Genomic DNA, 21,288 nt, shown 5'->3' with positions numbered 1-21,288 from the left:
ACAAATAAAGGGAAACATGTACAAGTTGATTTGATAATAATGATTTAAATGTCTAGATAAGGGGATGGATTATGATTGAATTGGAAATTAGGGTGAAACGTCTTAGGGAAGAACAAATAGGCGATATTGTTGCATTATCTTCTTATATTGGGTGGGATTATAACAGGGAAGAAATTGAGACTATTTTTAGCTCAGGTATTGTATACGGTGTGTGGAATGAGAGAGAGGAACTCATTGCTAGTGCGGCAATAATATTATATGAAGAGAAATTAGCATCTATCGGAATGGTCATTGTACATCCGAATTATAAGGGACGCGGGATTGGAAAGACGATAACGAATGCATGCATGAAGAGCGTATCAGCTCAAACTTCCATTATGCTTATTGCTACGGACGAGGGAAAGCCTTTATATGAAAAATTAGGATTTAGAGCAGTAAGCTATGTTTCTAAATACATATGTAACTCGTACAATGTGAATGATTATTGTATAGAAAATGAAGATTATATAATGAATTATCAAGAGTGTGATTTAGAAGAACTAATAAAATTAGATGAATATGCGTTTGGAACAAATAGAAAAGAGTTTGTAACGAAAAGAATTATGCAAAGTGAACAGTGTATCGTTGTAAAGGATAAGGAACAAAATGTATTAGGTTACGGTTTAAGTATACAAACACCAGAAAATAAAATAATAGGTCCGGTCGTTGCTGAAGATGATGCGATGGCAATGAGGATTGTACATTATTTAGCAAGAGAGCATCATGGTAAATTAAGAATTGATGTACCAGAGGGGAAAAACGATTTTATGAATCAATTAGAGTCTGTTGGCTTTCAAAAGGTTAATACACCACCAATTATGATGAAAAATAGTGCTCGTTTTTTGAAAAGAAATGGGGAACTATACAGTATTGCAGCGCAAATCTTCGGATAAAAAGAATCCTTCTAAATGAAGGATTCTTTTTTATTAATCACGATATTGGTCGTGAGTCGGTTGAAATAGGTCTTTCTCGATATCTCTCACCATAGAAAAATGATCCACATTATAATGTCCATGTAGAATTTTATTATGATGAGCAATAATTTGCTCTGCAGATAATACGTTAGAATTAGTTGTGGAATGACCATTTTTAATTAATGTAACGTCAAATCCTTGTACAGTAGCTGTTCTAACAGCGGTGTCAATGCAATGTTCTGTTTTACATCCACCGATAACGATATGGCCAATCTTTTCTTCTTTTAAAAGTTCAAGTAAAGAAGTGCCATAAAATGCGTTCGTTGCTGCTTTATTAATAAGGATTGCAGACTGAGGTACTTGAATTTCATTATGTACTTCAAATCCTTCACCGCTACCAGAAGCAACATCGATATCTCTTACGAAAACAATAAGGGCATTTGAATCGATTGCTTTCTGTACGGCTGTATTTAGTGTAGATAGTAGTTCTGTTTTACGAAAAACTTCATTTTCTTGTTCATTGCCATCCATTAATTCTTGCTGGGCATCGATAATTAATAGTGCTTGTTTCATTTTGTATCCCTATCCCCTTTAATATAAAATAAGTTCCCCTTTACATATTCTTTTATATTGTAAGGAAATCCTCTATCGTCTACTTCGGATAGATTTACAAAGTTGTCATATAAATTTCATTCTCATAGCGTGTAAAAACATGTATGATAGGAGATGGAGAATTTTTGAGTAGGTGGGAATATCATGCAAACAGTAGAAGATTATCTTTCATTCTTACATACGAAAGGATTTAAACTATCAGAGGAAGCACAAGGGTTTATTATGTTCGGACAAGGATATACTGGTGCATCTGATGGAATTGTGAACGCGGCAATAGAAGCGACAATTAAACATCAGTTACAGTTTGATGGGAGTTATTTTGTTGCGCTATTAGAACGATTGAAAGAAGAAGAGATTACAGATAAAAAAAGCGCTAAGGCTTTTATGCGGAAGTTACAAGCGTAACTTCACGCAGCCTGCGCTTCTTTTTTTGTTTTGGAAGGTAATTCAACAAACACCATGCCTAGGAAAATACAGAGGCATCCGATAATAGCGGAAATAGAAAGTTGTTCGTTTGCAACGAGAACGCCTGTTAAGGCAGCGAAAACGGGCTCCATTGCGAAAATAATGGCTACTCTCGTTGGAGACGTATGTTTTTGCGCTGATGTTTGAATGAAAAAAGCAATGGATGTTGCGAATAGGGAAGTTAGAAATAGGGCGAATAAAAAGGAAGAATTCGTCCATAGTGCTGCTGAAAATAATTTTTCCCAATCTTCAAACAAAAAGGCGCAAATAGAAGAAAACATACCGACAGCTAACACTTGCGACGTACTTAACAATAAAGGTGATATTTTCTTAGAGAAGAAGCCATTAACAAGAATATGAGCAGCGAAAGCAACCGCGCAACCGAGAACGAGTATATCTCCAATGTTTAATTGAAATGAATCACCAGCTGTTAATAAGTATAAACCTGCTGTTGCTACAGCAATGCCCATTACGATAAAAATAGTAGCTTTTTGTTTTAAAAAGATAAAAGACAAAATAGGTACCATAACGATACTAAGCCCTGTTAAGAATCCTGCTTTTGAAGAAGTTGTATAAAGTAAGCCGAATGTTTGTAACACATAGCCAACACATAAAAAGAATCCAACGATTAATCCAGCAAGGCTACTCTGTTTTATATCTTGTTTTGAAGTTTTTTTTGCGAAAATCATTTGAACGAATAATAAAATAATTCCAGCTAATAAAAAGCGAATACCATTAAAAGTAAATGGACCAACGAAAGACATAGCATTTTGAACGACAACAAACGTAGCTCCCCAAATAAAAGAGACAAATAATAAAGCAAGAGGAGCAATCCAATCTTTTTTCACACTCATACCCCCGTTAATTTTGTAAGATAGCCTTTCTAGCTAACTCATCAGCAACTTTATTTTGACTACTTGGAATCCACTTAATAAAAAAGAGGTCGAAATTTTTTATGTACTGCAGTGCTTCTTCTAATAAAGGTGCAAACATTTTATTTTTTGCGTATTCTTTTTCGACAGCTCGCTCGACAAGTTGCGAATCTGTACGAAAAGAGACAATGTTATAATTATGCTCCGTGCAATATTTTAATGCCGCAAGTAAAGCGTGGTATTCTGCTTCATGATTGGACATTGTCCCGAGGGGTAATGATAATTGTACAGCTGGTTGAACCCCTTTAATAAATACTCCCGCACCAGAAGGACCAGGATTTCCTTTTGATGCACCATCAATATATACTTCAATCAAAATGAGAAACCTCCAAATGATAAGATGATCCCCTACTTATATGTTTCTTTGAAGTAGGGGATAGAGTAATTAGCCGATTGTAATGCTATAACGACATGTAAATGTTTCATTCGCTTGTAAAGATTGAATTCCTTTTTTTTCCTTGAAATCTTTTGCTGGAGTTACTTCATCGGCAATTCCGTACCAAGGTTCAATACATAAGAAAGGTGCATTCTCGCCTGGTGTCCATACGCCGACAAATGGGAATCCGTCAAATTCTACTTTTACAAATTTATTATGTTTATGAGAACGAATAGAGATTTCATCCGTGTTCATATTTTCAAAAATAAGTGCATCATTTTTAAATAAATCGTATGTAAGTGGTAATTCATTCGTATTTTCAGCGATTAATTGTTTTTTGCTTGAAAGGTAAGGTCCTTCTAATACGCTTGTTTCTAAGCGTTCAGAACCATTAAAGGATAAATGATAATCTGTAAATGATTCACCCTCTAATAACGGGAAGTTGAAACCAGGATGTGCTCCGATTGAGAAGAACATCTCTTTTGAAGCAGGATTATTTACTTCATATGTTACATGAACGATTTGTCCGTCTAGCTCATAAGAAACAAGTAATTCGAATTCGTATGGGTATTTTTTTAATGTTTCTTCATTACTAGTAACAATATAAGTGATTTTCGTTTCACTTTGTTCTTTTACAGAGAATGTAAGATCACGAGCAAAGCCGTGTTGTGTTAAAGAATATGGTGTACCATCTACGTAGTATGTATTATCTACTAATCGGCCGACAATTGGGAATAAAATGGGTGCGCGGCGCCCCCAATGAGTAGAATCGCCTTGCCATAAGTATTCAGTGTTATCTTCTTTTAAGCGAACGCTTTGTAATTCTGCACCTTTGTCAGAAATGGAAACGATCACTTTTTCATTTTGAATTGTTGCTGTCATGAAGTGAAACCTCCTAAAACTTTCATATGTTTTATTATACGTTGTCTAAAAGAAAAAAGGTAGTTCATGATAGGAATCTATTGACGAAAGAGTGTGTATTGCGTAAAATATAATCTTGTTGCTTAAAAAACGAATAACGTGGTTCGAAACCATCCCACGTAAAAAAACTAAGGAGATTTTGTCATGAATATTAGAACTTTAGTCGGTAATGGTATTTTAGCGGCATTATATATTGCTGTTTCTATGCTTATTCAGCCATTTGGCTTTACGAATGTACAGTTTCGTATTTCAGAGATGTTTAATCATCTTGTTGTATTTAATAAGAAAGCAATTTACGGAATTGTATTAGGTGTATTTTTAACGAATCTCTTTTTCTCACCTATGATCGCTTACGATTTAGTATTTGGAGTAGGGCAATCTATTCTTGCATTAGTTGCAACGATTATTTCTATGCGATTTATTAAAGGTGTTTGGGCTCGTATGATTTTTAATACAGTTATCTTTACAATTACAATGTTTATGATTGCAATTGAACTTCATCTTGCATTGGGTTTACCATTTATGTTGTCTTGGTTGACATGTGCAGTTGGTGAATTTGTTGTCATGGCGATTGGTATGCCTGTAATGTACTGGATTAACAAGCGAGTACAATTTGAAAGATTTATGCAATAGATGAAAGAGTTATTCCTATAGGGATAGCTCTTTTTGTATGTAATCACATTGAATATAATGCTGTGACTATTGATACAATATAATAAAATAAAGTGAGGCTTTCATTAGCTGGCTACATATAAGAAGTCTTATATAAGGGGAATCTAGTATGAAATATAAAATTCATTGGTTGTATAAAACGAAGCGCGGTTTGCAGACGGAATTAACGACAGATTATATGAACATAGAAGAAGTACTTCAATTTGCAGAGGATTTTGAGAAAACGGGTAGGGTGAAAGAACTACTATTTTACGATGAAATGGATGCCGAATGGTCATTAAAGGAAATGAAAAAGCTGAGTAAACAAGTGGAGGAAGAGCCTCAAGAAATACACGTTTATTTTGATGGCGGCTATGATGTGCAGACGAAAGAAGCTGGGGTAGGTATATGTGTATACTATAAAAAAGGAAATAAAAAATACCGAATTCGCCGTAATGCATATATAGAAGGCATATATGATAATAATGAAGCGGAATATGCATCATTATTATACGGTATGAATATACTCGAGGAATTAGCTATTAAGTATGAAGCAGTTACACTTCGCGGAGATTCTCAAGTTGTACTGCAGCAATTGGCTGGAGAATGGCCTTGTTATGATGAACATTTAAATCATTATTTAGATCAAATTGAACAAAAGGCGAAGCAAATGAAATTAAAACTTGTATGTGAGCCGATATCTAGAAAACAAAATAAAGAAGCACATCAATTAGCTACGCAAGCATTAGAAGGAACAGTTATTGATAGTCATAAAGAAATAACCGAATAGAGAGGTGCAAAGGTGGATAAAAAGCAACTCATTACAGAGGTAAATGACTTATTAGAAACGTATTGTGAAGGGTGTTTTTTGCGAGAACATAATCGAAAGACGAATAGTAAGTATTACGCTCATTCATTTTGTATCAGGCAATGTACAGTTGGAGAAACGTTGAAAAAGTATGGAGAACAGCTGTCATGAAAAAACATCCAGAGAAAATTCTCTGGATGTTTTTTAGTGCTTCGCTTCATTTAATTGATGCTCGCATTGACTTAATTTTTTTTCCTCATTCATCAGAAATGGCTCATCTAAATCTGTTGCAACAGACTTCATAATTTCAAGCTGAGAGCGAGCGGCTTCTACAGCAGTAGTAGCATGCTCTAATGTATCTGGATCCATTGAAATTGTCGCTGATCCTACCATTTTTTGTGCTGTTTCTACACGGAATTTTACTTCTTCAAAATCATTTACTTCTGATCCCATTGCTAATTCCTCCTTTGTATATTGCGCATTTCACATAGTTTTTGCTCTGGAAAACGGAAATATACAAAGGAATAACAAAGGAGGTTACCAAGTTAGGTAACCTCCTGTCATATGTTAGATTAAAGTTTTACTACGTTAGCAGCTTGAGGTCCGCGGTTTCCTTCAGTGATATCGAAAGATACTTCTTGACCTTCTTCTAAAGCTTTGTAGCCGTCGCCTTGGATAGCAGAGAAATGTACGAATACATCGTCAGCGCCTTCCATTTCGATAAATCCAAAACCTTTTTCGTTGTTAAACCATTTTACTTTTCCTTGCATGTTACAATTCCTCCTAAAAACATTTGCTTTTTTCATTTAGTGAAATTCATTTGAAAAGATAATATAAACTAAAAATGCTATAATCTTGAATATTCTGCTAAATGATTAATTTAAATATACACGAATTGGTAGAATTTAGTCAAGTAAGCGATTTTATTTTTTTGTATTTTTAAATAATTTTCCGGTCGAATTTTTAAATAGGTATAGGACAGGCCGAGTATGTAATATTCATAATTGAATGCTATACATAATGAGGTGAAAGAAAGAATGAATGAGTCTTATTTATTAGATAATGAAGGAATGAGAACGAGAACGGACATACCGAATTGGGTTACAAAAGAATTTCAAAATTTTTCGAATGTCGTGCTAGAACCAACTTTCCCGTGTTATTTCGGCTTAACAGCTTTGAAAAAGAATGAGCTTCGTTATTCCTTCCTCTCTCATAATGATTGGAGTCATTTGCCACATACGATGTTATCTTTTTTAGAGTTAATGAAAGAGCGCCCAATTGTAAGAAGAGGATTTTTCCTCTTTGTGGAACCGGAATGTGAGGAACAATCACTGGAATATTATCGGGATTACTTTTGGAAAGTACTACAATATTTACATGAAAACGATGATCAAACATGGCCGAAGCAAATTCCTGAAGACCCAGACCATTACTTATGGGAATTTTCATTTGGTGGTGAACCGATATTTGCATTTGGAAATGCACCAGCTTATAAACAACGAAAAACTAGGCACTTAGGAAATTCTCTCGTTATTGGGTTTCAACCACGCACCATTTTTGATGGATTAGAAGGGGATCGTCCTAAAGGAGCATATTCAAGACAAACGGTTCGCGAGCGGGTTGAAAAGTGGGATCAGCTGCCAAAGCATCCTAACATTAGTCATTATGGTGATCCAGATCATCGCGAATGGAAACAATACTTCATAGGAGACGATGTAGAGCCGATAAAAGGAAAATGTCCTTTTCTTCATAAGATAGAAAAGTAGGAGCCATCATCTAGATGGCTCTTTTGCATATTTTGGATAAAAAAGGGTATTTTAGTAGTGAATATTTTGATGAAAGCTAGTCTATTTTTAAACATTACATCATTACTTAATAGTAAAGGAAGTAGAAAGGACAGAGCGATGTTTGGAGCGATTATACAACAAATTGTATTAGGTATTTCATTAGCTGCACCAGTAGGTCCGATTAATATTGAAATGTTAAAAAGAGGCATTGAACGAGGTTTTTGGCATGCGTGGATTGTTGGAATTGGTGGAATGACTGCCGATATTTTGTTTATGCTTCTCATCTATTTCGGTTTATCTTCTCTGTTTATGTATACATATGTACAAGCTTTTATGTATTGCACAGGGTTTTTCTTATTATTTTATTTAGGATTTCAAAGTGTAAAACAAGGAATTTCCCACTCGAATATGGAATATAAAAAAGAAGAGGTAGGTGGCCTGAAACAATCGTTTATGGCAGGTTTTTTAATTGCGATATCCAATCCATTAAATCTTGTTTTTTGGTTTGGTATATACGGAAGTACACTTAGCTCGTTGCTTACGAAGGTAACGAAACAAGAAGCCTTTTTGTACAGTCTTTGTATTATCGTAGGTATTATTTTATGGAATTTAAATATCGCTTTTTCTGTTCATTTTGGCAGAACTTTATTAAAGCAAAAAGCATTAGGCTATATAACAGCCGGAGCAGGTATTATTTTAGTAGGATATTCTATCCATTTTGCATACAAAGCTTTACAGTTGTTCACATAAGATTGAAGGGGAGATTTCTATGTATCGAACCACTATTGAGGAAAAAGAAATTATTATTACGTTAGCACCAAAAATCCGAAAAGAAATTACTGATAGGGATCCACTTTATGAAGCGGTATTTCATAATGCGGCAAGATTACTACAAACAAAGCAACCGACGTTTGCGGTAAATCATGAAATATTTGGGCTCATTATTGGAGAGGTTCAAAGAGGAGAAGTAACAGTGTTTGCGGTGGAACATATTATTCCGAAGCAAAATATATTTGGATCGAATAATTTTTTCTCGACAATAGAGCAGCAGGCAAATTTGTAAAGTGAATAGAATAAGAATAGAAAATAAAAGAAATAGTCGTAACGATATGTTGCGGCTGTTTTTTTGGAAAAGGGGGAAGGAAGATGAAGAGAGTAGGGAAAGAGTTCTTTTTACAACATGATATCGTTATTATGTATAGTATTTTATTTATTTTTATCATTATTTTAAAAATGCAATTATTCACATGGATCGGTATGTTAGCCTGTTTGTTTGGGATTGTTTTTTATACACTTAACGAATATATGACACACCGGTTTTTATTTCACTTAAAACCACCTAAAAACGTATTTTTATTAAAAATGCTAAGAAGATTACATTATGATCATCACGTATATCCAGATGATTTAAAACTATTATTTTTGCCTGTATGGTTTAGTATACCGAGCTTTACTATATATTTACTCCTATCATACGCTATAACAAAAAGTGTTACTATTACACTTTCATTCGGGATTGGTATGATTATTATGCTTCTCGTTTATGAATGGAAACATTATATTGCACATAAGCCAATTCGTCCTGTCACTAAGTTTGGACGATGGCTAAAAAAACAGCACATATTACACCATTATAAAAATGAAAAGTTTTGGTTCGGTGTTTCAAATCCAGTGTTTGATTTCCTATTTGGAACGCTTAAAGATGGAAAAGATGTTGAATTAAGTGAGACAGCTCGTAATTTAGAAAAAGAGAAAAAAACAGAAGTGGTGCGATAAGCACTACTTTTTTATTTTGTTATAACGAGTATGGAAGCTTGGCTAGTGTGTAAATCTTATGCTGAAAAAGTATATTAAAAACTTAGGGGAAATTGCCGAAAAATGTCTATCGAAAAATCTTTGCAGGAATGTATGGATTGTCTAAAATGAAAATAAGTTTCTGAATATTTATAAAATTTAGTCTTTAGGTATACATGGGGGAATTATATTTTTAGTAAGAGAGGGGATTAGAGAATGAAACGAGATGATACGTCAGCACGTAAGTTGCAAAATGAGGTGAATTATACAGAGGTTGTTCAGTCAGAAGAATTTCAATTGCTATTAAATACGAAAAAGAAGTTCATCGTTCCAATGAGTATTTTCTTTTTAAGTTTTTTTATTGCGTTACCTATTTTAACATCGTATTCAAAGGTACTCAATACACCGGTATTCGGTGATGTTACGTGGGCATGGGTATTTGCATTTGCTCAATTTATTATGACGTGGTCATTATGTATGATTTACAGCAAAAAAGCGGAATCCTTTGATAAAATCTCACAAAACATTCTGCAAGATATGCAAAAAGGGAGGGGCTGACTTTGAATGTAACCGCTTTTGCACTATTTTTAATCATCGTACTTGGTACACTCGTCATAACTTATTTTGCATCGAAGAAAACGAAAAATGCGAGTGAGTTTTATACGGCTGGAGGGGGATTAACTGGTTGGCAAAATGGTCTGGCTATTGCGGGAGATTATATGTCTGCTGCGTCCTTTCTTGGTATAGCTGGGGCGATCGCGTTAACTGGGTTTGATGGGTTCTTTTATAGTATCGGTTTCTTGGTTGCCTATTTAGTTGTATTATACTTAGTTGCAGAGCCACTTAGAAATTTAGGGAAGTACACGTTAGCTGATATGATTGCGGCACGTTTTGATGCGAAAAAAGTTCGCGGAGTTGCAGCGCTTAATACGATGACGATTTCGATTTTTTATATGATTGCACAATTAGTTGGGGCTGGTGCACTTATTAAATTATTATTAGGAATCGAATATACGACATCTGTTTTAATCGTTGGTACATTAATGACAGTGTACGTTATTTTTGGCGGAATGACTGCGACGAGTTGGGTTCAAATTGTAAAGGCTGTATTACTTATGGCTGGTACATTTATTATTTCTGTTATCGTTTTCGCAAAATTTAATTTTAGTGTGACTGAAATGTTCGCGCAAATGAAGACAGCTACACCGTTAAAAGACTCGTTTTTAAATCCAGGAGTAAAGTATAAAGATGGCCTGGATACGCTATCTTTAAATTTAGGACTAGTTCTTGGTACAGCTGGATTACCACATATTCTTGTTCGTTTCTTTACAGTACGTGATGCAAAAACAGCACGTCAATCTGTAGTATACGCGACTTGGTTAATTGGCGCATTTTATATTATGACAATTTTCTTAGGATTTGGGGCAGCAGCATTTGTAGGAAATGAAGCAATTATTAAAGCAAATCCTGCTGGTAATATGGCAGCACCTTTATTAGCGAAAGCGTTAGGTGGAGATTTCTTATTTGCTTTCGTATCAGCCATTGCTTTTGCAACGATTTTAGCTGTAGTGGCAGGCCTTGTATTAACAGCAGCGTCAGCCTTTGCACATGATTTTTATAATGAAATTATTCGCAAGGGGAAATCAACGGAAAAAGAGCAAGTTTCAATGGCTCGCTATGCGTCTATTGGAGTAGCGGTATTATCCATTATATTAGCGTTATTTGCTCAAACATTGAACGTAGCATTTTTAGTTTCATTAGCATTTGCAGTTGCAGCGAGTGCAAACTTACCAGTTATATTATTCACAATATATTGGAAGCGTTTCAATACAGCGGGCGCCATCTCTGGTATGATTGTTGGTCTTGTATCAGCTATTGTTCTCGTAGCGTTAAGTCCGAATGTTTGGAATCCTGTAGCTGGAAAAGCTATATTCGTTGGAGAAGCGATATTCCCATATACGACACCTGGAATTATTTCGATCCCGCTCGGATTCCTTGCAGCGTATTTAGGGACCATTTTATCTAGTAAGAAAGAAGATGCGGCGAAGTTTGATGAAATTCTTGTGAAATCTAATACTGGTCATGGTATTAGTGATGCGTCTTCACATTAAAAAAGAGGGGCTTTTCGATAATAAGAAAAGCTCCTTTTTCTTTTGTCATTTTATTGTAAATAATACTGCTTTGTAAGTAGGATTTGTCTTAATTTTGTGGAATGAAAATAAGCAGGGAGAAATTTAAATCATCATGGCACCAGCGCAGCTTTTGTGAAAAATAAGTTGTTATGGAAGGTGGAAGAAATGATGAAAACGAAACAGACTGATGAATTATTAGCAAAAGATGAGCAATATGTTTGGCACGGAATGCGTCCCTTTAGTCCAAATAATACAATGGTAGGGGCAAAAGCAGAAGGGTGCTGGGTTGAAGATATACAAGGGAAAAGATATTTAGATGGTATGAGTGGTCTTTGGTGTGTGAATAGTGGATACGGCAGAAAAGAGCTCGCAGAGGCGGCTTATAAGCAATTACAAACATTATCATACTTTCCGATGTCACAATCGCATGAACCAGCTATAAAGCTTGCAGAAAAATTAAATGAGTGGCTTGGAGGAGAGTATGTTATTTTCTTCTCTAATAGTGGTTCGGAAGCGAACGAAACAGCTTTTAAAATAGCAAGGCAATACTATGCGCAAAAAGGTGAACCACATCGTTATAAATTTATGTCACGTTACCGCGGGTATCATGGAAATACAATGGCAACGATGGCAGCGACGGGACAAGCACAGCGTAGATATCAATATGAGCCATTTGCTTCAGGCTTTTTACATGTAACGCCGCCAGATTGCTATCGTATGCCTGGAATAGAAAGAGAGAACATTTATGATGTAGAATGTGTGAAAGAAGTAGATCGCGTTATGACATGGGAATTAAGTGAAACGATTGCAGCTTTTATTATGGAACCAATTATTACGGGTGGAGGCATTTTAATGCCGCCACAAGACTATATGAAAGCTGTTCATGAGACGTGTCAAAAACACGGTGCCTTGCTCATAAGCGATGAAGTGATTTGTGGTTTCGGACGTACAGGAAAAGCATTTGGATTTATGAATTATGATGTGAAGCCAGATATCATTACGATGGCAAAAGGGATTACGAGCGCATATTTACCGTTATCAGCAACAGCTGTGAAAAAAGAAATATATGAAGCATTTAAAGGGAAGGGAGAATATGAATTCTTCCGTCATATTAATACATTTGGTGGAAATCCAGCGGCTTGTGCATTAGCACTTAAAAACTTAGAAATTATGGAAAATGAAAATTTAGTTGAGCGCTCTGCACAAATGGGCTCGCTTTTATTAGAGCAATTAAAAGAAGAAATTGGAGAGCATCCACTTGTTGGGGATATTAGAGGAAAAGGTTTACTAGTTGGAATTGAGCTAGTAAATGATAAAGAGACGAAGGAGCCAATTGATAACGACAAAATTGCAAGTGTTGTAAATGCTTGTAAAGAAAAAGGGTTAATTATAGGGCGAAACGGTATGACAACAGCAGGATACAATAACGTCTTAACATTAGCACCACCGCTTGTTATTTCGAGTGAAGAAATCGCTTTTGTTGTTGGAACGTTGAAGACAGCGATGGAACGCATTTAATGAATGAAGCGAGCTGTAGATTACAGCTCGCTTTTGTTTAGTAGGAGGAGTTTTTTATGGAGAAATATAATCCTAGTCAACATTATCACATCGGATATTATGAAGATGGATATGATTTGGAAGTGACAGCGTACAAAAGAATAAATGAACCAGTTTGGGATGCTTATATTCCGCACTATGAGGCAGACGATTTTTATAAGAGAGTGAAGGAGATGAAGCTAGGTGAATATGTAGATGATTACGGCATTATGGTGTATTCATTTCGTAATGATATTGACGATGAAGAAGCACGAATTATTTTTGAAAACTGGTTAAAAACGAATGGAATTGTTTAAAGATAAAATGAAAAAAGAGATTACTATCTTATAAGATAGTAATCTCTTTTTATTGTAGAAAGCTTATTTACTTGCTTTCATTGCTTTATCTTTAGCACCAAAAGTGTATTTCAACATTGGTGGTGTAATCATTGTAGTTAAAATAACGACAATAACGATAGCTGTAAAGTAATCTTGTGCTAATAGACCGGAAGAAAGTCCTGTTCCTGCGATGATAAGTGCAACTTCACCACGAGAAACCATTCCAGCACCGATAATTGCAGAAGACTTAGCGTCAAATCCAGTCATTCGTGCACCTAAGCCACAACCGATTAGTTTCGTTAATACAGCGATTACTGTTAATGCTAGGATGAACCAAATTTGATTGCCAATACCGTCAAATGTAATATTCATACCGATACTTACGAAGAATACTGGAACGAACATAGCGTAAGCAATTGGTTCTACTTTCTTTTCTACTTCATGTTTGTAATTCGTTTGAGAAATAGCGATACCAGCTGCGAAAGCACCGATAATACCAGCAATTCCTAATAATTCGCCGAAATATGCGAATGAGAAACAGATGATAAGAGCCGCGCTCACGATAGACTCAGATACGCGTAGTGGTGATAACCAGCGCATAATCGCAGGAACACCTTTCCATCCGATTAAAATAATAGAAGCGAAGAATACAACTTTCTTCAAGATAACCATTGTTAAGTTAACATCGTCTGTACCTAAGAAGCTCATAGCAAATGCTAATAAAATAACGACAAGAATGTCATCGAATACAGCTGCACCCAGCATAGTTGTACTTTCACGTGTTTTCATCTTTCCTAAATCGCGAAGTGTTTGTACAGAAATACTAACACTTGTCGCACATAGAAGTAATCCTAAAAATACAGCATTTCCTTGTTCCATTCCCATAACGAGACCAGAAACGTAACCACCTACGAATGGAAGAACGATACCTCCAAGTGCAACAGCTAAAGAAGAATTACGATTTGCGTTTAATTCCTCTAAGTCTGTTTCAAGTCCTGCCATAAACATTAAAAGAATAACACCCACATTACTTAATTGTGTTAGAAGTTCTGAATTTTCAATCCAACCTAATACAGCTGGACCGATAACGATACCGACAATTAATTTACCGAGTACAGAAGGTTGGCCTAATCTAACACTAAGATCACCAGCAAGCTTTGTACTTAATAAAATAAGTGCAATTTGAAAGAAAAATTCGAATTCCATCGGATCCTCTCCTCATCATTTTTATTTTTATCATACGATTTCTCGGAATTTGCCTAATGAAAATATGTAAAACCCATTAAACAAAGGGTCTTATTACAAGTTCTTTTGAACTCGTAATTTGAACCTGTAATTAATATATAATAGATTTTACAAAAAATCAATGAAAAAATGGGAGCTTTTTTAGAGAGAGACGGTGTTATTAGGGATATACATATAAGAATAGTGTGTGAATTTTTATCCCACTTTAATGGGCAGTAAGACCCCCACTTCAAAATTCAGCGAAAGCAAAGAATTTAGGTGGGGGATCAACTGCCCATAAAAGTCCGATTGGTTCAACTAATAATCAGTGGGGGGATGAAGAAAACCCCCACTGATTAAAGTTTCACTTTATATGTATGAAATAGTATGAAGTCCTTTTTTATTACAAATAATAAAGCCTAAATGCTATTTCTCGAATTATAAATATGAAAGGGAGGGCCTAGCCTTTGAATTCATTAAAGAACAACTTGTCTATTTTTGCTTTAGGTGGAGTAAATGAAATAGGAAAAAATATGTACGCTATTCAATATGAAAATGATATTGTCGTTATTGATTGTGGATCTAAATTTCCAGATGAAAGTTTATTAGGAATTGATTTAATAATTCCAGACATCACATACTTACAAGAAAATAAAGAAAAAATTCGCGGGTTAGTCGTGACACATGGGCATGAGGATCATATTGGCGGAATACCATATTTTTTAAAACAACTAAACGTACCAATTTATGCGACGAAGTTAACGTTAGGTTTAATTGAAATTAAATTAAAAGAGCATAATCTTCAAAATGATACAGAATTAATTGTTATTCACGCTGAATCAGAAATCGATCTCGGTTCTATTCAGACGACATTTTTTAAAACGAATCATAGTATTCCAGATTGTCTCGGTATTGTGTTTCATACTCGAGAAGGTACTGTAGTGCATACCGGGGATTTTAAATTTGATTTAACACCAGTAAATAACCAACATCCTGATATTCATAAAATGGCTAAAATAGGTAGTGAAGGTGTACTAGCTTTACTATCTGAAAGTACAAATGCAGAACGACCAGGTTTTACTCCATCAGAGAGATCAGTAGGAGAACGAATAGAAGAAATATTTATGAAAGCAAATAGAAAAGTGATTATTTCTACATTTGCTTCTAATGTGAATCGTGTTCAGCAAATAGTTGAAGCTTGCATAAAAACAAATCGAAAACTGGCTTTACTCGGGAGAAGTATGGTAAATGTAGTAGAAGTTGCTCTAGAGAAAGGGTATTTACATATTCCAGACGGCATGTTAATTGAAGCGAGTGAGGTAAATCGTTTAGATCCAAAGCAGGTAGCGATACTTTGTACAGGAAGTCAAGGAGAACCGATGGCAGCTTTAGCGCGTTTAGCGAGTGGAAACTATAGACAAGTTGATGTTTTACCAGAAGATACGGTTATTATAGCTGCGACTCCGATTCCAGGAAATGAACGTAACGTTTCAAGAATTATAGATAATTTATTTGCTTTAGGAGCAAAAGTAATTTATGGATCAGGTAGTTCTACTGGAGTCCATGTATCTGGTCATGCGTATCAAGAAGAATTGAAATTAATGCTCACTTTAATGAAACCTAAATATTTTATCCCAATTCATGGAGAGTTTAGAATGCTGCATCACCATAGTTTGTTAGCAGAATCAATTGGTGTCGAAAAAGAAAATATCTTTATCGTTCGTAATGGAGATGTTGTAGATATAAGTAATGAAGTGGCAATTCAATCTAGAAAAATACAGGCAGGAAATATATACGTAGATGGATTAGGAATAGGTGATGTTGGAAATGCCTTATTACGTGATCGAAAACAACTTTCAGAAGATGGAATGCTCGTAATAGTTATTACCTTTAATAAAGTGGACGGAGAAATTATTTCCGGTCCTGATATGATATCTCGTGGATTTGTCTATGTTCGTGATTCAGAAGAATTTTTGAAGGAATTAAATAAATTAGCAGTTATTACAATTAATAATTTAAAGAAAGAGAATGTGAATAGCTGGGGTATTTTGAAAAGAGAAGTAAGAGAAGCTTTAGGGAAGTTTATATATACTAATACGAAAAGAAAACCGATGATCCTTCCTATAATAATAGAGGTTTAAGATTTAATAAAAAGAATTCTCTTAGGGGAATTCTTTTTTTGTTTTGAAGACAGAATGAACATATAATGAAATAAATAGAAATGGAAGGAAATAAAAGATGTTATTAAACAAACGCTTTACAATTGGAGAAATGGCAAAAATGCATAATATAGCAGAATCTACATTACGTTATTATGATGAAAAAGGTATTTTTCATCCGTCTACTGTAGATCCGCAAACCAATTATCGTTATTACACAATCGATCAATTTTCACTATTAGATACGATTAAGTTTTTACGCCAATTAAATATTCCATTAAAGGAAATTAAAAAATATATTGATGAAAGAAATCCAGCATACGCACTCAATTTACTGGAGAAACAACAAGAAATGATGTTGAAAAAACAAAGAGAAATTGAGTATGCTTTGGCGAAAATGGAGCATAGAATTCATTTAATTAAGGAAGCAACAAAAGCAAAAGCTGAACAAATGGTAATAAAAGAGATTCCGCAGCGAAAAATAACAGCTATTGCGGTTGCACCGAATACGACAGATGATATGTTTGAGTATTACATTCATTCGTTGCAAAAAAATATGAGGCAAATGGATGATAGCTTGTTTTCTGGAGATATCGGTGTAACAGTTGCGAAAAAAGGATTATTGCAAAATGAGTTTCAAGCGTATAGCAGTGTTTTTATTCTGTTGGATTACATGCCTTTTCAAGTACATAGTTCAGATGAAATTAAAGAAGGTATGTTTGCCTGTGTATATCATCATGGGCCATATGAAGAAACTGATGAAACATATAAGAAGCTAATGAAATATATTGATCAAGAAGGATACGAAATAAGTGGAGATGCAATTGAAATTGCATTAATTGATTGGTCTGTAACAGAAAATCCAGAGGAACAAGTAACAGAAATTCAAATTCCTATTATGAAAAAACAAAGCAATAAGTTATAGAACTCGTATCATTACAAATTGGCATGAAACACGATAAGTAAGTTACCTATTTTTTAAATTCTCTATTGACCTTCAAGTTACTTTAAGGTTTAAACTGAGTAAAGAGAGTTGAAAAAAGGAGCATATTAGAGTATGGAAGCAACAGAAAAGTTAAGAGAAAAACCGATAAAAAGTTTATTTATTTCATATTTAATACCAGCTGTTCTTGGAATGGTATTAATGTCAGTTAATATTGTGATTGATGCGGTTATGATTAGTAGAGGAGTTGGAGCAAACGGATTAGCAGGAGTAAACGTGGCTATTCCAGCGTTTTCAATATTCTTCTCAATTTCATTATGGATTGGAATGGGCGGGGCAACGTTATATTCCATTGCATTAGGTGAAAATAAAATAGAAAGAGCAAGGTCTATTTTTACTCAATCTATGACGGTAGCAGTAATTATCGTAGGTGTATTAGCAGCGATTTGTTTATGGAGAATAGAAGATTTAGCATACTTATTCGGAGCAAACGAAGTGATCTTACCGTATGCGTTAGACTATTTACACGTGTTATTAACATTTGGAATGATATACGTTTTAGAAAATATTTTAAGTACATTTATACGAAATGATGGAAATCCTAACTTAGCGATGGCAGGTCTAGTTGTAACGGCTGTATTAAATATAGTGTTTGACTATATCTTTATTTTCATTTTTGGATGGGGTGTAACAGGTGCTGCTTCAGCGACTATTCTTTCAGCAGCAATTGGCTTCCTTGTATTATTAACGCACTTCTTTAGAAAAAGTAGTATTTTAAAGTGGACGAAATTCCATTTTGAATGGGATACAGTGAAACAAATTATGATAATCGGTTTCCCGAGCTTTACAGCAGAAAGTACAGTTGCAATTGTAACGATTGGTTTTAACATTGCATTCGTTCAATATGCAGGAGAAGTAGGTGTCGCGTCCTATGCGATGGTGAATAGTATTCACGCGATGACATTACTACTATTCTTCGGCGTTGGAGCAGCGTTACAACCAATTGCGAGTTTCCACTACGGTGCAAATTTATCAGAAAGATTGCGCGAAGGATTGCAGTTTGCTGTGAAAATTGCAGTTGTACTTGGAGGCGTTGCGATAATTGTCGGATTATTCTTCGGGAAATATATTATTGGTCTATTTGATGTCCAGTCTCCAAAGTTACTGGAGTTAACATTAACGGGAATTAGCTTGTTCTTTATCCAATATGTATTTTTAGGCTATAACATTGTGTATGGAGAGTACTTCCAATCCGTTCGACAAACGACGAAATCAGTACTTATTATAATGAGCCGAGGGTTATTATTTATTATTCCATTATTATGGATTATGCCAAAATTATTTGGGATAAACGGAATTTGGCTCGTTATGCCAGTAGCGGAAGTATTGACAGCGATTATCGTATTTACGATGAATCGTATGAAACATCCTGTTCCATTAAATATGGCGGGAAAGAAAGAAGCAATATAATGAGGAAAATCCCATTAAGCAATTAATGGGATTTTTTTATTCCTTTAAACTAATTGCAAAAGATCCATCTGTTTCTTGAACAGACGCGAAAGCAACGGTCTTTATATTTGTAATTCCTTTTTCTTTTAATTCTTTATATAGCCATTTTTCGTCCTTATGAATTAACTTTAAGTTATCGTATTGAATTTGAGAATCAACGATAAGGGCAATTGGTAAACCAGCATATGTAACATCTATGTTCAAATCTTTCGGAGTTAATGGTACAAGTTCACGCTTTGGTAAAATGCTAATGGCGCCATTTGCTTCTAAAATAGCATATTCAATTTCGTGAACACTTGGATATCCTGCGACGCGAAGGTTAGAAAGAAGTTCAGCGATTGGATATCTACTTTTTTGTAAGTTCTCAAAAATAATGTCACCGTGTTTAATTAAAATAATCGGGTGCCCGAGAATAAAACGATTTAGTTTGTTTAGTAAGCTTAATTTTGTAAGAAGCAAATGCAAACATGTAATAACGACCATACCGAGAAAAGCTTGCAAAGCACCAGAGACTGGTATGGCCTGAAAAGCTAAATAAGATAAAAAGATAATAGCACCAAAATCATGAGGCGTTAGTTGTGCTAAAGCAGATTTACCGAGCAATTTAAGTGATAGTAAAAATAAGATGAAAAAGAATGATACGTTACATAAAAAGAGAAGCAATAGAGACACTCCTTCGTGCAAAGTTGTACTTACTGTTCCCGAACGGAATATAAATATTACTTTTTAGAGGATAAATTAGGGTGAAATGGAATTTGTCTGTATACAAATGAATAAACGGATAATATGATTAAAGGAGCAAAGAACTTAGGAGTATTTGGATATGAAAAAGAAGAAAATAACGAAGTATATGCTAGGAATTATAATGGTTTGCGCCGTTTATGCGGGATTTTTACAATATAACATTTATAAGCATGGGCAAATGAATGTTACCTACGACGCAGATTATATAATTGTACTAGGCTCGAAAGTAAACGGAACGAAACCATCGTACTCATTGCAATATCGTATTGATAAAGCAGCTGACTATTTACAATCACATGAGAAAGCAATTGCTATTGTGTCTGGAGGGAAAGGAAAAGGAGAAGATATTTCAGAAGCATTAGCAATGAAACATGGATTAATGAAACTAAAAATTGCAGAAGACCGCATTATAATGGAAGATAAGTCAACGAGTACAGATGAAAATATTAAATTCTCAAAACCTTTAATTCCAGACAATATGAAAAAGGGCATGATCGTAACAAATGACTTCCATATGTTTAGAGCGAAAAAAATAGCAGCAAAGCAAGGTTTACAATTAGAAGGACTTCCGGCCGAAACGCCGAAGCGAATTGTCATTCCATCGAATTTACGAGAGTATTTAGCTATTACGCAATATTGGTTTATGAATCGAATATAGTGAAAGTGATCCCGCCTAGCATTCTAGGCGGGATTTTTTGGGCGAAATCTTACAAATGTGTCATGTTTATGAAAGGTAAAGCGATAGTTTCTAGAGTGGATTCCTGACATAATGAAGGTAACAAAACTATTTAGAGGTGAATCGGATGAAAGGGAATAATATATTATCTTCACTATGTTACTTTAGTATCTTTTTTGCACCATTTTTACTACCAATTATCGTGTACTTCGTTGCGGAAGATGAAGTGAAATACCACGCGAAAAAAGCATTTTGGTCACATATTTTCCCGTATGCGGTTTTATTTGGTGGATTAGCAGTATCCGGCATATACGGGTTAAGCTTCAATCAATCGGATGGTGCTGGAATTGGCATGATGATCACATATGCGGTGTTCATTCTTGTAGGGATTTATTACTTCATTTGGAATATCGTAAAAGGTATTAAAGTTTTGAAAACAGCGTAATAAGATAAGGAATAAGTCGGAGTGGATTTGTCGTTATTTGTCGGTAAGTCGATATCCCTTGTCGAATCGTCGATATATTCGAAAAATCGTTGATATAGTGCAAGGAATCGTCGATATATCTGAAAAATCGCTGATATATTTAAATAATCGTCGATATAATTTCATGTACCGTATTGATAGACGTTTTAAAAAGAGCAATTCAACAAGAATTGCTCTTTTTGTGCTTATAAGTTGTGAATATTGGAAAAGATATGTTAATTTTTCATTATGAAGAGAAAAAAAG

Annotated in this window: 26 protein-coding genes and 1 riboswitch; of the genes, 18 read left to right on the top strand and 8 right to left on the bottom strand. The window is 34.8% G+C overall.

Annotated elements, in window-relative coordinates; translation table 11 throughout:
- Window positions 1-71: 71 nt before the first annotated feature.
- Window positions 72-932, top strand: coding sequence for a GNAT family N-acetyltransferase (locus AC3WVA_RS15530; protein WP_098520759.1), 861 nt, complete (start codon window positions 72-74; stop codon window positions 930-932).
- Window positions 933-965: 33 nt separating this feature from the next.
- Here AC3WVA_RS15530 and AC3WVA_RS15525 read toward each other — a convergent pair whose 3' ends face one another.
- Window positions 966-1,526: a cysteine hydrolase family protein gene (locus AC3WVA_RS15525; protein ID WP_098345430.1), complete on the bottom strand. Its 561-nt coding sequence runs from the start codon at window positions 1,524-1,526 to the stop codon at window positions 966-968.
- Window positions 1,527-1,709: 183 nt separating this feature from the next.
- Here AC3WVA_RS15525 and AC3WVA_RS15520 point away from each other — a divergent pair, with 183 nt between their 5' ends.
- A complete protein-coding gene (locus AC3WVA_RS15520) occupies window positions 1,710-1,970 on the top strand; it encodes a DUF6123 family protein (protein WP_001195212.1) in 261 nt (86 codons plus the stop codon).
- Between the two features lie 2 nt (window positions 1,971-1,972).
- On the opposite strand, the gene AC3WVA_RS15515 is transcribed toward AC3WVA_RS15520, so the two are convergent.
- The 3 genes from AC3WVA_RS15515 to AC3WVA_RS15505 all read right to left on the bottom strand — a co-directional run bounded on the left by AC3WVA_RS15515 (window position 1,973) and on the right by AC3WVA_RS15505 (window position 4,220).
- On the bottom strand, window positions 1,973-2,878 hold the full coding sequence (locus AC3WVA_RS15515; RefSeq protein ID WP_128805654.1) for a DMT family transporter: 906 nt from the start codon (window positions 2,876-2,878) through the stop codon (window positions 1,973-1,975).
- 13 nt (window positions 2,879-2,891) lie between these two features.
- Window positions 2,892-3,278, bottom strand: coding sequence for a reverse transcriptase-like protein (locus AC3WVA_RS15510; protein WP_000573872.1), 387 nt, complete (start codon window positions 3,276-3,278; stop codon window positions 2,892-2,894).
- Between the two features lie 69 nt (window positions 3,279-3,347).
- Window positions 3,348-4,220 (bottom strand): aldose 1-epimerase family protein, encoded by an 873-nt coding sequence (locus tag AC3WVA_RS15505; protein ID WP_098520758.1) that lies wholly within the window; start codon window positions 4,218-4,220, stop codon window positions 3,348-3,350.
- Window positions 4,221-4,352: 132 nt separating this feature from the next.
- Window positions 4,353-4,397, top strand: a riboswitch (PreQ1 riboswitch).
- 6 nt (window positions 4,398-4,403) lie between these two features.
- Here AC3WVA_RS15505 and AC3WVA_RS15500 point away from each other — a divergent pair.
- The 3 genes from AC3WVA_RS15500 (at window position 4,404) to AC3WVA_RS15490 (ending at window position 5,889) form a co-directional block, all read left to right on the top strand.
- Window positions 4,404-4,892: a QueT transporter family protein gene (locus AC3WVA_RS15500; RefSeq protein WP_001026476.1), complete on the top strand. Its 489-nt coding sequence runs from the start codon at window positions 4,404-4,406 to the stop codon at window positions 4,890-4,892.
- Window positions 4,893-5,040: 148 nt separating this feature from the next.
- Complete coding sequence (locus tag AC3WVA_RS15495) at window positions 5,041-5,700, top strand: ribonuclease H family protein (RefSeq protein ID WP_098345428.1); 660 nt, start codon at window positions 5,041-5,043, stop codon at window positions 5,698-5,700.
- Between the two features lie 12 nt (window positions 5,701-5,712).
- Window positions 5,713-5,889: a zinc-finger domain-containing protein gene (locus AC3WVA_RS15490; protein WP_000358801.1), complete on the top strand. Its 177-nt coding sequence runs from the start codon at window positions 5,713-5,715 to the stop codon at window positions 5,887-5,889.
- Between the two features lie 33 nt (window positions 5,890-5,922).
- Here AC3WVA_RS15490 and AC3WVA_RS15485 read toward each other — a convergent pair whose 3' ends face one another.
- Window positions 5,923-6,171 carry a DUF2564 family protein gene (locus AC3WVA_RS15485; protein WP_000534396.1) on the bottom strand — a complete coding sequence of 83 codons (249 nt, stop codon included), beginning with the start codon at window positions 6,169-6,171 and terminating at the stop codon, window positions 5,923-5,925.
- A gap of 119 nt (window positions 6,172-6,290) precedes the next feature.
- Window positions 6,291-6,488, bottom strand: coding sequence for a cold shock-like protein CspB (cspB, locus tag AC3WVA_RS15480; protein ID WP_001161731.1), 198 nt, complete (start codon window positions 6,486-6,488; stop codon window positions 6,291-6,293).
- Window positions 6,489-6,755: 267 nt separating this feature from the next.
- Here cspB and AC3WVA_RS15475 point away from each other — a divergent pair, with 267 nt between their 5' ends.
- From AC3WVA_RS15475 to AC3WVA_RS15440, 8 genes are all read left to right on the top strand, one after another.
- Window positions 6,756-7,484 carry a YqcI/YcgG family protein gene (locus AC3WVA_RS15475; RefSeq protein ID WP_048527126.1) on the top strand — a complete coding sequence of 243 codons (729 nt, stop codon included), beginning with the start codon at window positions 6,756-6,758 and terminating at the stop codon, window positions 7,482-7,484.
- A gap of 138 nt (window positions 7,485-7,622) precedes the next feature.
- Window positions 7,623-8,255: a LysE family transporter gene (locus tag AC3WVA_RS15470; protein WP_041926407.1), complete on the top strand. Its 633-nt coding sequence runs from the start codon at window positions 7,623-7,625 to the stop codon at window positions 8,253-8,255.
- Between the two features lie 19 nt (window positions 8,256-8,274).
- On the top strand, window positions 8,275-8,568 hold the full coding sequence (locus AC3WVA_RS15465; RefSeq protein ID WP_048527127.1) for a hypothetical protein: 294 nt from the start codon (window positions 8,275-8,277) through the stop codon (window positions 8,566-8,568).
- An 83-nt stretch (window positions 8,569-8,651) separates the two neighbouring features.
- Window positions 8,652-9,281: a sterol desaturase family protein gene (locus tag AC3WVA_RS15460; RefSeq protein WP_048527128.1), complete on the top strand. Its 630-nt coding sequence runs from the start codon at window positions 8,652-8,654 to the stop codon at window positions 9,279-9,281.
- A gap of 234 nt (window positions 9,282-9,515) precedes the next feature.
- On the top strand, window positions 9,516-9,857 hold the full coding sequence (locus AC3WVA_RS15455) for a DUF485 domain-containing protein (protein ID WP_098374986.1): 342 nt from the start codon (window positions 9,516-9,518) through the stop codon (window positions 9,855-9,857).
- Between the two features lie 2 nt (window positions 9,858-9,859).
- Window positions 9,860-11,410, top strand: a complete 1,551-nt coding sequence (locus tag AC3WVA_RS15450; protein ID WP_001103249.1) for a solute symporter family protein — start codon at window positions 9,860-9,862, stop codon at window positions 11,408-11,410.
- 189 nt (window positions 11,411-11,599) lie between these two features.
- Window positions 11,600-12,949 (top strand): aspartate aminotransferase family protein, encoded by a 1,350-nt coding sequence (locus AC3WVA_RS15445; RefSeq protein ID WP_142342026.1) that lies wholly within the window; start codon window positions 11,600-11,602, stop codon window positions 12,947-12,949.
- A gap of 56 nt (window positions 12,950-13,005) precedes the next feature.
- A complete protein-coding gene (locus AC3WVA_RS15440; RefSeq protein ID WP_492322023.1) occupies window positions 13,006-13,284 on the top strand; it encodes a DUF3986 family protein in 279 nt (92 codons plus the stop codon).
- 63 nt (window positions 13,285-13,347) lie between these two features.
- On the opposite strand, the gene AC3WVA_RS15435 is transcribed toward AC3WVA_RS15440, so the two are convergent.
- Complete coding sequence (locus tag AC3WVA_RS15435) at window positions 13,348-14,511, bottom strand: cation:proton antiporter (protein WP_071757466.1); 1,164 nt, start codon at window positions 14,509-14,511, stop codon at window positions 13,348-13,350.
- A 485-nt stretch (window positions 14,512-14,996) separates the two neighbouring features.
- On the opposite strand from AC3WVA_RS15435, the gene AC3WVA_RS15430 reads away from it, so the two are divergent.
- The 3 genes from AC3WVA_RS15430 to AC3WVA_RS15420 all read left to right on the top strand — a co-directional run bounded on the left by AC3WVA_RS15430 (window position 14,997) and on the right by AC3WVA_RS15420 (window position 19,101).
- Entirely contained in the window at window positions 14,997-16,670 is a 1,674-nt protein-coding gene (locus AC3WVA_RS15430) for a ribonuclease J (protein ID WP_098345424.1), read from the top strand.
- 97 nt (window positions 16,671-16,767) lie between these two features.
- Window positions 16,768-17,613, top strand: coding sequence for a MerR family transcriptional regulator (locus AC3WVA_RS15425; RefSeq protein WP_098345423.1), 846 nt, complete (start codon window positions 16,768-16,770; stop codon window positions 17,611-17,613).
- Between the two features lie 132 nt (window positions 17,614-17,745).
- Window positions 17,746-19,101, top strand: a complete 1,356-nt coding sequence (locus tag AC3WVA_RS15420; RefSeq protein ID WP_098345422.1) for an MATE family efflux transporter — start codon at window positions 17,746-17,748, stop codon at window positions 19,099-19,101.
- Between the two features lie 36 nt (window positions 19,102-19,137).
- Here the strand turns inward: AC3WVA_RS15420 and AC3WVA_RS15415 are convergent, their stop codons facing one another.
- The gene (locus AC3WVA_RS15415) at window positions 19,138-19,803 is read right to left on the bottom strand and encodes a DUF421 domain-containing protein (protein ID WP_071757463.1); all 666 of its coding nucleotides are present in this window, start codon (window positions 19,801-19,803) and stop codon (window positions 19,138-19,140) included.
- Between the two features lie 187 nt (window positions 19,804-19,990).
- Here AC3WVA_RS15415 and AC3WVA_RS15410 point away from each other — a divergent pair, with 187 nt between their 5' ends.
- Complete coding sequence (locus AC3WVA_RS15410) at window positions 19,991-20,542, top strand: YdcF family protein (protein WP_341014071.1); 552 nt, start codon at window positions 19,991-19,993, stop codon at window positions 20,540-20,542.
- Window positions 20,543-20,687: 145 nt separating this feature from the next.
- Window positions 20,688-21,005 carry a magnetosome magnetite crystal formation protein family gene (locus AC3WVA_RS15405; RefSeq protein ID WP_000678049.1) on the top strand — a complete coding sequence of 106 codons (318 nt, stop codon included), beginning with the start codon at window positions 20,688-20,690 and terminating at the stop codon, window positions 21,003-21,005.
- Window positions 21,006-21,288: the final 283 nt, after the last annotated feature.

The sequence above is a fragment of the Bacillus sp. EB106-04-02-XG92 genome, from assembly GCF_058791995.1.
This window is presented reverse-complemented; position numbering and strand designations above follow the sequence as displayed.